At 74.0% G+C, this 12494-nt stretch carries 11 protein-coding genes and 1 pseudogene; 5 read left to right on the plus strand and 7 right to left on the minus strand.

Translation table 11 applies throughout. From position 1 onward, the window contains the following. Window positions 1-184, plus strand: a pseudogene (locus B0E53_RS25470) (nitronate monooxygenase); the annotation flags it as partial. A gap of 61 nt (window positions 185-245) precedes the next feature. Here B0E53_RS25470 and B0E53_RS25475 read toward each other — a convergent pair. From B0E53_RS25475 to B0E53_RS25495, 5 genes are read right to left on the minus strand one after another with little or no spacing between them, the layout of a single operon-like run. Continuing rightward, a complete protein-coding gene (locus tag B0E53_RS25475; RefSeq protein WP_107078359.1) occupies window positions 246-1484 on the minus strand; it encodes a styrene monooxygenase/indole monooxygenase family protein in 1239 nt (412 codons plus the stop codon). Between the two features lie 18 nt (window positions 1485-1502). Next, window positions 1503-2108 (minus strand): ATP/GTP-binding protein, encoded by a 606-nt coding sequence (locus tag B0E53_RS25480; RefSeq protein WP_210406203.1) that lies wholly within the window; start codon window positions 2106-2108, stop codon window positions 1503-1505. Continuing rightward, on the minus strand, window positions 2086-2427 hold the full coding sequence (locus B0E53_RS25485; RefSeq protein WP_107078360.1) for a DUF742 domain-containing protein: 342 nt from the start codon (window positions 2425-2427) through the stop codon (window positions 2086-2088). The genes B0E53_RS25480 and B0E53_RS25485 overlap by 23 nt, the downstream gene beginning before the upstream one ends. Before the next feature lie 20 nt (window positions 2428-2447). After that, entirely contained in the window at window positions 2448-2897 is a 450-nt protein-coding gene (locus B0E53_RS25490) for a roadblock/LC7 domain-containing protein (RefSeq protein ID WP_107078361.1), read from the minus strand. Next, the gene (locus B0E53_RS25495; RefSeq protein WP_107078362.1) at window positions 2897-4045 is read right to left on the minus strand and encodes an ATP-binding protein; all 1149 of its coding nucleotides are present in this window, start codon (window positions 4043-4045) and stop codon (window positions 2897-2899) included. The genes B0E53_RS25490 and B0E53_RS25495 overlap by 1 nt, the downstream gene beginning before the upstream one ends. A 285-nt stretch (window positions 4046-4330) precedes the next feature. On the opposite strand from B0E53_RS25495, the gene B0E53_RS25500 reads away from it, so the two are divergent. Together B0E53_RS25500 and B0E53_RS25505 are read left to right on the plus strand one after the other, a co-directional pair. Continuing rightward, window positions 4331-4957 (plus strand): SGNH/GDSL hydrolase family protein, encoded by a 627-nt coding sequence (locus tag B0E53_RS25500; protein ID WP_107078363.1) that lies wholly within the window; start codon window positions 4331-4333, stop codon window positions 4955-4957. Window positions 4958-4994: 37 nt separating this feature from the next. Continuing rightward, window positions 4995-5375, plus strand: a complete 381-nt coding sequence (locus B0E53_RS25505; protein ID WP_107078364.1) for a VOC family protein — start codon at window positions 4995-4997, stop codon at window positions 5373-5375. Window positions 5376-5418: 43 nt separating this feature from the next. On the opposite strand, the gene B0E53_RS25510 is transcribed toward B0E53_RS25505, so the two are convergent. Further along, window positions 5419-8895, minus strand: a complete 3477-nt coding sequence (locus B0E53_RS25510) for a glycosyl hydrolase (RefSeq protein WP_246835584.1) — start codon at window positions 8893-8895, stop codon at window positions 5419-5421. 264 nt (window positions 8896-9159) lie between these two features. On the opposite strand from B0E53_RS25510, the gene B0E53_RS25515 reads away from it, so the two are divergent. Together B0E53_RS25515 and B0E53_RS25520 are read left to right on the plus strand one after the other, a co-directional pair. Continuing rightward, window positions 9160-10944, plus strand: coding sequence for an N-acetylglutaminylglutamine amidotransferase (locus tag B0E53_RS25515; RefSeq protein ID WP_107078365.1), 1785 nt, complete (start codon window positions 9160-9162; stop codon window positions 10942-10944). A gap of 55 nt (window positions 10945-10999) precedes the next feature. Continuing rightward, window positions 11000-11266, plus strand: a complete 267-nt coding sequence (locus B0E53_RS25520; protein WP_107078366.1) for a YegP family protein — start codon at window positions 11000-11002, stop codon at window positions 11264-11266. Between the two features lie 12 nt (window positions 11267-11278). On the opposite strand, the gene B0E53_RS25525 is transcribed toward B0E53_RS25520, so the two are convergent. Continuing rightward, window positions 11279-12388, minus strand: a complete 1110-nt coding sequence (locus B0E53_RS25525; RefSeq protein ID WP_107078367.1) for a glutamate--cysteine ligase — start codon at window positions 12386-12388, stop codon at window positions 11279-11281. Between the last annotated feature and the right edge of the window lie 106 nt (window positions 12389-12494).

The raw sequence follows: 12494 nt of genomic DNA on the forward strand, positions 1-12494 counted from the left end.
CCGGCACGAGGCGGCCGCCCCGCTCGGCTACCCCGCGCTGCACCACCTGACCCGGCCGCTACGCGTCGCCGCCGCCCGGGCCGGGGACGCCGACCGGCTGCACCTGTGGGCGGGCACCGGATGGCGCGGCGCCCGGGCCGCCCCGGCCGCCGCCATCCTCACGGAGCTGACCGCCACCCTCTGATCAGCCCCGCAAGTCGCCAAGGTCCGAAGCCGGCCTCGGACGCCGCCCCGACGGTCAGCGGTCAGCCGGTGACCGAAGCCAGGTAGCGCTCGGCGGCGTCCGGGGTGAGGAACCAGTCCCGGAAGTCGTTCGGGTCGCTGAACCCGTTGGCGAACCGCCGGGCCACCACCGGGTTGCCGGCGGCCGCGCCGAGCAGCTGCTGCACGTGCGGCGGCAGCGGTTGCAGCATGGCGTTCGTCCAGCCCGTGACGGCCTCGCCGGTCGCCGCCCAGAACCCCTCGAAGGTCCGCGTCATCCAGTCCCGGTCGAACGGCCGGTCGCCGTGCTCCAGGATCGACCCCAGGTACGCGGACGCGCACTTCGCCGCGGTGTTGCTGCCCTGGCCGGTGATCGGGTCGTTGGCCACCACCACGTCGGCCATGCCCAGCACCAGCCCGCCGGAGGGCAGCTCCGCCACCGGGCGGCGCACCGTCGGGGTGTACCGCCCGGACAGGGTGGCCCGCCCGTCGGTCAGCTCCACCTCGGCGCACCGCTCGTAGATCCACGGGGTGTAGCGGCGGGCCAGGTCCAGGGTGAGCTTCAGGTGCTCGGCCGGGTCGCGCCGCTCGGTCCACAGGTCCAGCGGCCCACCGGGCACCGCCTCCCAGAACAGGATCTCGCAGGGACCGGAGTGGGTCAGGGCGGGGATGACGAACAGCTCGCCGAGCCCGGGCACCGCGTTGAAGCTGACGTGCGGCACGGGCAGCAGCGGGTCCGGCGTCATCCCGTGCACGTACGCCACGGCCAGCCCGCGCTGCGGCGCCTCGTACACCGAGCGGTCCGGGTCGCGGTCGAAGACGCCGACCAGGTCGCCCTTGCCGGCGGCCACCACGGTCAGGTCGTAGCGGCCGAGCCGGGCCAGGCCGTCCAGGTCGCTGGTGGTCACCGTCTGGTAGAGCACCGTGCCGCCGCGCTGTTCGAACAGCTCCAGCCAGTCGGCCATCTTGACCCGCTGGTCGGTGCTCTGCGCCGGTTCGTCCAGCGGGCACGGGATGCGCAGCGCCCGTTCGCCGGGCGGCGCGGAGAGCGAGACGTGCAGCCCGTCGATCCGGGGCGCCCGGTCCTGCCACAGGTCCAGTCCGTACCGGCGTTCGGTGGCGAGTGCGGCGCCGAACATGGCCTGGGTGCTCATCACCCAGCCCCGGCGGATCTCGTCGGGCGTCCGGGCGGACATCACGGTGACGTCGTATCCCTCGGCCTGCAGGCTGAGGGCGAGCTGGAGCCCGGACTGCCCGGCCCCGACGATCAGGATTCTGCGCATGGTTCCTCCAGGGTTGAGCTACCGCGCCGCGAGCGCGCCCGCGGTGGGCCGGGGGGTGCGGGACATGGCGTGTTCCACGACCGTCAGCAGCGCCCGCGCCACCGACGACGGGTCGCGGGCGTCGCAGGCGGTCAGGGGTACGCGGGCCGGCAGCGCGAGGGCGGCGCGGACGTCCTCGAGGGGGTGGTGCAGCACCCCGTCGAAGAGGTTCACGCAGACCACGAAGGGCACGTCGCTGTCCTGCTCGAAGTAGTTGACGGCCGGGAACGAGGCGGCCAGGTCGCGGGTGTCGGCGAGCACCAGCGCGCCGACCGCTCCCCGGCACAGGTCGTCCCACATCGGCCAGAACCGGGGCTGGCCCGGCGTGCCGAACAGGTAGAGCACCAGGTCGGGGCCGATGGTCAGCCGCCCGAAGTCCATCGCCACGGTGGTGGTCGTCTTGTCGATGCCGGGGTCCAGCCGGTCGACGGTCTCGCTGGCCGCCGTCATCCACGCCTCGGTGTTGACCGGCGGGATCTCCGAGATGGATGCGACGCAGGTGGTCTTGCCGACCCCGAAGCCGCCGGCGATGACGATCTTCGCCGAGGTCAGCAGCGGGCTGTCAGGCAAGCTTGCGGAGGCCATCGCGCAGTCTCTCCAGGAGGCGGAAGTCGACGTTGTCGTGGTCGGTGTGGACCAGCAGCCGGTCGGTGGCGGCCAGGTCGTCGACGACGACCCGGGTCACCCCCAGCGAGATCCCGCACACCGCGGAGAGTTCGGCCACCGAGCGCGCCGTCCGGCGGGCCTGCTCGTAGAGCGAGCGGGCCTCGGGCAGCAGGCCGGCGGCGAACACGGCGTCGTAGTGGGGCACCGACACCAGGGTGTGCACCAGCAGCGGTCGCCGGGTGCGGGTCCGGCCGGCGGTCAGCACGTACGGCCGGACCTTCCAGTACCTCAGCTGCATGATCCTCGTCCTCCGGCCGGTCAGCGGGCCTGCGCGGCGGTCATGCGGTGCAGCTCGTGCCGGACGGCCGGGGTGAGGGCGTGCCACACGGCGCCGACGAACTGCGTCATCCGGTACGACACGACCCGCAGGTCGCAGCCGGCCGCGGCGACCACCGCGAGGCCCGCGGACTCGCCCACCCGCATGAACAGCAGGTGCCCGCGGGGCAGCCGGACGGTCAGGTACTCGGCGGCGCCCAGCTCCAGCAGGGCGGCGCTGCGGTCGGCCATGCTGAGCAGGCCGGCGCTGAGCGCGGCGAGCTGGTCGCCCAGGTCGCGGCCGACGCCCTGCGAGGCGGCCAGTTGCAGGCCGTCCAGCGACACCAGCATCGCGTGGCTGACCCCGGGCACGTCCTCGACGAACTGCCGGATCAGCCAGGCGCAGTCGGGCAACCCCTTGCTGGTGCCGGTTCCCGGGTACGCGTGGGTCATCACTGCCGTCCTTCTCCGTCGGTGGGGGTGCGGGCGTCGCTGACGCCGGCCGCGAAGGCGGCCGTCTCGTCAGGCCATGCCTCGGGCGGGGAGCCCGCGCCGGTGTCGGCGGGGGATCGGGGCGCCGGAACCCGGTCGCGGACGCTTTCGGGCACCCGTCGGGGCAGCCCGGTGGTGGGCGGCGGCTCGCCGGCCGGCCCGTCGAGGGTGGCCAGCCGGACGGTCGGGGTGTCGGCGCCGTGGTGGGGCGGGGCCATCGGCGTGCTCCAGGGGTCGGTTCCGTGCCCGGCCGGTGGCCAGGCCGGCGGCGGTGCGGGCGCCGCGGCGGCCGGGCCCGGGGCGGGGATCTCGCAGAGCAGCGCGCCGGGAACGGCGACGGTCGCGGTGGTTCCGCCGGTGGGCCGGGTGGTGAGGGCGACCCGCAGCCGGTGGGCGACGGCCAGGTGGGCGACCACGGCGAGCCCGAGGTGGGCCGCGGGGTCGAGCGTGACCGGGACGGCCGGTCGGCCGCTGAGCAGGGCGTTGAGCTGGGTCAGGTGGTCGGGGTGCAGGCCCACCCCGGCGTCCTCGACCCGCAGCAGGACGCCGCCGTCCTCGGTGACGAACGCCGACACGGTCACCGGGGCGGTGGGTGGGGAGAACCGGGTGGCGTTGTCCAGCAGTTCGGTGAGCACCCGGATCACGTCGTCGGCGGCGAACTCGACCACCGCCAGCTCGACCACGTGTCCGATCCGGATGCGCGGGTAGTGCTCGACCGCCGAGGCGGCGGCCCGGACCACGTCGACCAGGGGGACGGTCTGCGGGTCGGCGTCCTCCACCCGGCGGCCCAGCAGCACCTGCAGGTTCTCCGCGTGCCGCCGGATCCGGGTGTTCGCGTGGTCGATCCGGTAGAGCCGCTCCAGCCGTTCCGGGTCCTGCTCGTCGGCCTCGACGGCCTCCAGGTGGGCGCCCATCTGGTACGCCGAGGCGAGGATCCGCAAAGCGAACTGCTCGCAGATGGCGGGCCACGGGCCGGGCCCGCGGTCCTCCGGCAGTGGCGGTTCGGGGGTCTCCGGTGGCGAGACGTCCCACCGGGCGACCGTCGGATCCAACCAGCGTGCCGCCCGCTGCCGCCAGGTGGTCCGCCGGGTGATGTCGCTGCTTCTCACGAAAGAACCGGCCTGTCCGTGATCTTCGGCTCTGGCATGGTGCAGCAGTCAACCACCGGATGTGCGCCGATTGCAACGGTGCAGGGCAACTTGGTGAGGTTTTCACACTCCGCTCGCTGCGCTGCCACAGTTGGGTGATCGGTCCCCGGCCGCGAAACGCAACAGCCGGACGGCGGATTTTTTCCGGCGGGTCGGTCGGCAGTCGGCCGGGTGCCCGGCGCGCTCCGCCCGAGCGGCGTGCGGCATGATCATGGAAACGGCGTCGAGTGGGCGGGGGACGGGCGGATGACGGTGGAGGTGCCGCGCGGCGGCCGGGTGCTCTTCATCGGCGACAGCATCACCGACGCCGGCCGGGACCGGTCCTGCGCCGACGACCTCGGCACCGGGTACGCCATGATGGCCTCCGCCTGGTTCACCGCCCGCCACCCCGACCGCCGGGCGACCTTCCTCAACCGGGGGATCAGCGGCGACCGGGTACGCGACCTGCGGGCCCGCTGGGAGACCGACTGCCTGGCCCTCGCCCCGCAGGTGGTGTCGGTGCTGATCGGCATCAACGACACCTGGCGGCGCTACACCCGCGACGACCCGACCAGCGCCGCCGACTTCGCCCGCGACTACCGCCACGTGCTGGAGGCCACCCGGCCGCTGGACGCCCGGCTGGTCCTCGTCGAGCCCTTCGTGGTCCCGCTGGACGACGCGCAGCACGCGTGGCGGGAGGACCTCGACCCGAAGGTCGAGGTGGTCCGCGAGCTCGCCGCCGAGTTCGACGCGACGCTGGTGGCGGTGGACGAGCTGTTCCAGGCCGCCGGTGTGGACGGTCGGGTGTGGACCCGGGACGGGGTGCACCCCACCCCGTTCGGTCATGCGCTGATCGCCCAGGCGTGGCTGCGCGCGGTCAGCCCGTCGGCCTGAGCCCGCCATCGACGTCGACCGTGGTTAAGCTCGCCGGATGCACCGCTCCCGGCTGTACGCCCTGATCCTCGACGCCCCCCGCGAGGCCGCCGCGCCGGCGGCCGAGTTCTGGTCCGCGGCGCTCGGCGCGCCGACCCGCACCGATCCGGCCGAGCCGCAGTTCACCGGCCTGGCCGACGTGGTGCCCGGCCTGGTCACCGCGGTGCAGTCGGTGGACGACGCGCCCCGGCACCATCTGGACATCGAGACCGACGACGTGGCCGCCGAGGTGGAACGGCTGGTCCGGCTCGGCGCCACGCCGGTCTCCCGCTGGCTCGACTGCCAGGTGCTGCGTGCGCCGGGCGGTCACCTGCTCTGCGTGATCCCGGTGGCCAGCGACCCGGAACTGTTCGCCGCGACCGCGACCCGCTGGGACTGAGGCGGCGCCCCGGCCGCCGTGGGCCGGGGCGCCGCCGGAGCCGTCAGGCGGTGTACGGCAGGGTGAGCTTCGAGCGGTTGCCGGTGCCCAGGGTGGTGGCGCCGCCGCCGATGGCGTTCCACACCTCCACCTTCACCGTCCCGCCCGCCAGGTTTCCGAGCGTGCCCACGCCCGAGTAGAGGCCGCGGGCCTCGGTGTAGTGCTCCCAGCCGGTGACCGGGTCGGTGGCGAAGTACTGGTACGTCTCCACGCGGTCGAAGGTGCCGTCCCCGGTCAGGTCGTAGGAGACCCGGACCTGGGTGCCGTTGCCGACGGTGGTGCCGGCGTCGAGGAACAGGTCGAAGCGGGTCTGCCCGCCGGCGTAGGCCGCGGTGACCCCGGTGGCCGTGTAGACCAGCGGGTTGTGCGGGCTGCCGACCCAGCTGCCGTTGGCCGCGGGCACCGGCGTACTGGCCGCGGTGCCCGCCGCGCCGGTCAGCGTCTGACCGGTCAGGTACAGGTCCGCGGCGAAGCCGCTCGGCGACGGCGACGTGGTCGGGCCGGTTCCGGTGTACGGGAGCACGAGCTGGGAGGAGTTGCCGATGCCCAACGTGGTGGCCCCGCTGCCGATGGCGTTCCAGACCTCGACCTTGACGGTGCCGCCGACGAGGTCGCCGAGCGTACCGGTGGCCGATTTCAGGCCCTGGGTCTGCCGGTAGTGCTCGACCCCGGTCACCGGGTCGGTGGCGTAGTAGGAGTAGGTCTCCACCCGGTCGACGGTGCCGTCACCGGTCAGGTCGTACGAGACCCGGGCCTGCACGCCGTTGCCGACCGCGGTGCCCGCGTCCACGGCCAGGTCGAACACGGTCGACCCGCCGTTGTACGCGCCGGTCAGCCCGGTGGCGGTGAACACGTCCGGGTTGGCCGGGGTGCCGTCGTGATTGCCGTTAGCGGCAGCCACCGACACCGTGCCGGCCGCGCCGGCCGTGCCGCCGAGCGCCCCACCCGGGAGCAGGTACCGGGTGGGACTGAACGACGGGGGCGGCGTGCTCGGGCTCGGGCTGGTCGGCGACGGGCTGGGGCTGGTCGGCGTGGGCGAGGCCGAGCCCGTCGGGGTCGGCGGCGGGCCGGTCGGGACGACGACGCCGCCGGTGGCGTTGCCGCCGCTCCAGGTGAGCGCACCCGAGGTGGCCGTCCTGCCGGCCGGGACGGCCAGCGTCGTGCCGTCGGAGAAGGTCACCGTCAGCGGCTGGGCGGTGATGTTCGACGCCACGTACGTGCGGGCGGTGCCCTTCTTGAAGACCTTGGCGAGCGGGTGGTTCGCGGTGACCGTCGCATCCACGTTGCCCAGTGCGGCCAGGTTGCGGATCCAGTGGAAGGTGTGGGCCTTGCTCTCCCCCTCCTCGCTGGCGAACGTGCTGTTGGCGCGGAAGTTCTGCAGCGCCTGGTCGCCGTCGCCGAGGGCCAGGAACTCCCAGAGGATGTCCTGCCACACCGTCGGCGGGCCACCCTTGTTGGTGACCAGCTCGTTGTAGTTGGCCTTCACGTAGGCGGGGTCGTTGCCGAGGTAGAGGTGACCGCCGGTGATCGGCAGCATGTTGATGCCCTGGATCATCTCGGGCGCGGCGGAGAACCAGGTGGAGTAGGAAGCGCCGTCGCCCCACACCATGCCGACGGTCTTGTGGCCGAAGGCGGCCGGGAAGTTCTCGTCCCGCACGTCGAACCAGTACTCGGCGATCGCCGCGGCCTGGGTGGTCCAGATGAAGACCCCCGCGTCGCGGACGGCGGTGTCACCGGTCGCCTGTCCCCACTGGATCAGGGCGTTGGCGAAGTTCATCCCCTCGGAGGAGGACTCCTGGTTGTTGCCGGCGAAGAAGGGGGCGAGGCCGGAGGCCCAGTCATGGCCGGCGTAGATGTCGAAGTCGCGCAGGTAGGGAAAGCGGCTGTCGGCGCGGTCGTAGTTGTTGGCGTCGCGGATGAGCAGGTCCACCATGCCGCCGTAGCGGGTGTCGTCGGCCCAGGCCGGGTCGAACTTGGCGACGGTGGCGGCGGCGGCCACGAAGTAGCCGTAGTGGAAATGGTGGTCGTTGAGGTCCTCGTCGGAGCCGTACGAGGCGGGGTAGCCGATCAGCGTGCCCCAGTTCCGGTCGTAGTGGAAGAGCTGGCCGGTCTCGCCGGCGCCGGCGGTGAGCCAGTTGGTCAGCCGGGCCTTCATGGCGGCGACCGCCGCGTCGCGGACCGTGGTGAGGCCGAGCTGGTCGGCGATCTCGGCGATCCGGGCGGCACGCCCGAGGCCCTTGCCGGCCCAGTAGGTGTCCGGGCCGCTGACGCCCTCCGGGTTGGCCAGCTCGGCGTTGAGGTAGCCGGTGACGGTGCTCAGGTCGGCCCCGGCGGCGTCGCCCACCGCCGGCACCTCCGGCAGCACCCCGGTGAACCGCATGCTGGTGGTGAAGGACGAGACGCCGGTGAGGACCCGCATCGCGCCGCGCGCCGAGACGTAGCTCGCGGTGATCGGGGTCGCGCCGGTCAGGCTGCGCCACTGGTGCGGGTAGAGCGCCACCACCGATCTGGTCTCGGTGCCCTCGCGCGGGGTGGTGGTGACGGCGTACGTGGTGCGCACCGTGCCGGTTGCCGGGTCGTAGGCGTAGCTCATCCGGGTGCCGGTGACGTGCGCGTGGGCGTACCGGCCGTACTCGGTGGCGAGGGCGGCCCGGTCGGCGCCGCCGGGCAGCACGGCCACCGAGAAGTAGCCCTTGCCGGCCAGGGTGGAGCTGATGCCGGTGCCGCCGACGCTCCAGGTCGCGCCGGTCGGCGCGTACGCGACGTAGTCGTGGCCGTGGACCGTGAAGCCGATGGTCGAGCCGGAGTTGGTCCACACGGTCGGCGTGGCCGCGGCGGTGAGCTGCGCGGCGCCGCCGCTGACCGTGTAGTAGCTGAACGGCAGGCCGTGCCCGATGGTGGCGCGCATGGTCCGCGCCCCGTCGCTCCAGTCGGCGGTGACCGTCCAGTCCGTCCAGTCGGCGGCCTTGACCACCGGCGCGGCGAGCCCGGCCACGCCGACCCGGACGTCCTCGGTGTACGGGAAGTGGTACTCGCCGACCCCGGTGGCGCTGCCGCTGATCGCCGGCGTGGTGGTGTACGACAGCCCGAGCCCGTTGTTCTCCGCGTGGTACGCCAACGGGTGGGCCTGCATGTTCTCGCTGGTGGCGCAGTTGTTGCGCTTCCAGATCAGCGACGACCACCAGTCGTTGGTCGGGATCGCCCCCTTCGGGGCGTCGGCGGTCGTGAAGAGCCGCGGGTTGGTGCTGATGTCGCCGCAGCCCTTGGGCAGGACGGCGCCGGGGGGAAGCGTCTCGGTGTAGCTGCCCGCGCCGACCGTGCCGGCGTTGGCGGTGCCGCCGCCGGCCACCACGACGCCGAGCACGCCGGCCGCGAGGACGGACGCGGTGGCGAGGGCGAGCGCGCGCCGGCCGCCGGGGCGCCGGAGGGGGCGCGCCGGTGGAGGATCGCCGGGCGAGAAGTCCCGGAGGGGGAGTGTCATGGGGTTCCCTTCACCATGGGGGAGTGGAGGTGCGGGGTGTGGTCCGACCGGTCGTGAGAGCGCTCTCTTGAGGAGCGAGGTTAGGTTCCGGTTACGCACCCGTCAATATTTCATGTCGAAAGAGAGCGCTCTCCCGACTCGTCCGGTCCACCCCCGCATGCCGCGCGGAAGCTGCCTGGCCAGCACGATCGGGTTTCCCGGACGCCGGTGCGGGTAGTCGCGGCCCGCCCGACCGGTAGCGAGCGACGGGGGTGGCCGCCGACCATGTGCGGCATCAGTGGTGAGGCGCGCTTCGACGGCTCGCGGCCGGACACCGCCGCGGTCGAGCGGATGACCGGGGCCATGCGCTCGCGCGGCCCGGACGGCGAGGGGCTGCGACCCGCGGGCTGGGTGACGCTGGGACACCGGCGGCTGACCGTGATCGACCTGTCGGAGGCAGCGGCGCAGCCGATGGCCCGCGAGGACCTCGGGCTGACGCTGGTCTTCAACGGTTGTGTCTACAACTACCCGGAGCTGCGCGAGGAGCTGATCTCCGCCGGCCACACCTTCCGCTCCACCGGCGACACCGAGGTGGTCCTCGTGGCGTACGCGCAGTGGGGCGAGCGCTTCGTCGAGCACCTGGTCGGGATGTTCGCGGTGGCCCTGGTCGACCACCGGCGCGACCGCCTCGTGCTGGCCCGCGACCGGCTCGGGATCAAGCCCCTCTACCTGGCCGAGTCGCCCGGCCGGCTGCGGTTCGCCTCCACGCTGCCCGCGCTGCTGCGGGCCGGTGAGGTGGACACCGACATCGACCCGGTGGCCCTGCACCACTACCTGTCCTGGCACTCGATCGTGCCGGCGCCCCGCACCGTGCTGCGCGGGGTGCGCAAGCTGCCACCGGCCACGCTGCGGATCGTCGAGGCCGACGGCCGGTCCCGCGAGCGCGTCTACTGGCGGCCCGACTACGTCCGCGACCCCTTACACGCCGGCCTGGCCGCCGAGGACTGGACGGCGGCCGTGGGGGACGCGCTGCGGACGGCCGTGCGGCGGCGCCTGGTGGCCGACGTGCCCGTCGGGGTGTTGCTCTCCGGCGGCCTCGACTCCAGCATGATCGTGGCCCTGCTCGCCGAGGCCGGCCAGCACCACCTGCAGACCTTCAGCATCGGTTTCAGCGGCCGCGACGGCGAGGCGGGCGACGAGTTCCACTACTCGGATCTGGTGGCGGCCGCCTTCGACACCGACCATCACCGGATCCGGCTCGGCGACGAGGATCTCGTCCCGGCGGTCCGCCGCGCCGTGACGGCGATGACCGAGCCGATGGGCAGTCACGACGTCGTCGCGTTCCACCTGCTCTCCGAGCAGGTCGCCCGGCACGTGAAGGTGGCCCAGTCCGGCCAGGGCGCGGACGAGGTCTTCGCCGGCTACGGCTACCACCAGCCCCTCGTGGGCGTGCCCCGCGACGCGGTGGCCGACGTCTTCGCCGAGGCCTTCTTCGACCGTACGCACGCCGAGCTGGCCCGGGTGGTCGGCCCGGCCCACGCCTGCCCGCGGGACGCCAGCCGGGAGGTGCTGGCGGCGCACCTGGCCGCCCCGGGCGCCGAGACGGCGCTGGACGCCGTGCTGCGCCTGGACACCCACCTGATGCTGCCCGACGACCCGGTCAAGCGGGTCGACAGCATGAGCATGGCCTGGGGACTGGAGGTGCGTACGCCCTTCCTCGACCAGGACCTCGTCACGCTGGCCGCCGCCTGTCCGCCCGAGCACAAGACGGCCCAGGGCGGCAAGGGCGTGCTCAAGGAGGTGGCCCGGTCGGTGCTGCCGGCCGAGGTGATCGACCGGCCCAAGGGCTACTTTCCGGTCCCGGCGCTGCGCAACGTCGACGGCCCGGTGCGCGACCTGGTCGCCGAGGCCCTCACCGCGCCGGCCGCCCGGCGGCGGGGGCTGTTCCGGCCGGCGTACGTGGCGGAACTGCTCGCCGAGCCGGACCGCGCGCGGGCCGCCGCCGGCAGCAACAAGCTGTGGCAGCTCGGGCTGCTGGAGCTGTGGTTGCAGGCGCACGGCATCGACTGACCGGCCGGACCGGTGGCCCGGGTGTCGCCGCCCGCCGCCCGGGTAAGGGGCGGGAATGAAGTTCCTCATCGCCGCCGCCGACACCGGCAGCTACGGGTTCACCCTGGTGGGCGACGACGGCCAGGTCATCGCCACCGGCCGGCAGTACGCCGACAAGGCCACCGCCCTCGCCGTCGTCGCGGACCTGATGCGTGAGGTCGGCGGCGCCGCGATCGAGGACCGGACCGAGCCGGTCGAGCCGACCGCGGCGCCGCCCAGCCGGACGGTCGACGGCGAACCCGACCTGGCCCGGATCGGGCGCTCGGGCATCCCGCCCGTCTGACCGCCCCGCGGCTCAGGCGTCGAGGGTACGGGCGGCCAGCTCGTCCAGGACCGCCCGGACGTCCCCGCCGGTGTCGGCCAGGAGCCGCCGCTGCCGGGTGGCCCCGCTGCCGTCGCGGCGCAGCCGGTCGAGCTGGAGGTGCACCACGTCCAGGTCGCCGCGGCGGTCCAGCGCGGGAGTCACGGCGGCGAGCAGGTCGTCGATCAGCTCCCAGGCTGGCCGGGACCCGCCCGCGCGCAGGTCGACCAGGTCCCCGTCCACGCCGTCGTGCGCGGCGCGCCAGTGTGCGGCGGCCACCAGGCAGTCCCGGATCCGCGGCGCGGCCCGGCCGGCGCGCACGTCGTCGACCGTCGTGTCGACCAGGGCCCGCAGCAGGGCGGCGACCAGTACGGTGTCGTCCACCGTCGGGCAGACGTCGCCCACCCGGATCTCCACCGTCGGGTAGGTGACGGACGGGCGGGCGTACCAGTAGACCATCTGGGCGTCCAGCATGATGCCGGCGTCGACGAGTTCCCGGACCGTGCGGTCGTAGTCGGCCGCGGAGTCGAAGTGCGGGGTCGGCCCGACGCTGGGCCAGCGGTCGAACTGGATGGCGCGCCAGCTCGCGTGCCCGGTGTCCTGCCCGTCGTGCAGCGGCGAGTTGGTGGTGAGCGCCTGCACCACGGGCAGCCAGGGCCGCAGGTGGTTGCAGACCTGCACCGCGAGTTCGCGGTCGGGCACCCCGACGTGGACGTGGCAGCCGCAGACCGCCGGGTCGTGCGCCACCGGCCCGAACCGGTGCGACATGGCCCGGTAGCGGTCCTTGTCCGGCACCGTGCGGTGCGGCTCGCACACCGGCGTCGCCGCGACCGCCACCAGCCGCGCTCCCGCCGCCTCGGCCGCCTCGGCCGCCGCCCGGCGCAGCGCCACCAGGTGCTCCCGCAGCTCGGCCAGGTCGGTGCAGATCGGCGTCACCATCTCGACCATGCTGTGCCGGAACTCCTGCCGGCTCTGCTCCCGGCTCGGGCCGGCGAGCGCGGCGAGCACCCGGTCGGCCACGGGCAGGCTCTGCCCGGTCACCGGATCGAGGAGCAGGTACTCCTCCTCCACGCCGAGCGTGCGGACCGCCGGGACGGGCGCCACGGGCTCACCTCCGCATGCGGCGGGCGCACGACGCGGCGGCGGTCGGACGGGTGCCGGCGTACCGCGCGGGCAGGTCGGCGGCGGACGCGCCCGCGGGGCGCGCCGG

Source organism: Micromonospora sp. MH33 (assembly GCF_003013775.1).
GTDB lineage: Bacteria > Actinomycetota > Actinomycetes > Mycobacteriales > Micromonosporaceae > Micromonospora > Micromonospora fulviviridis.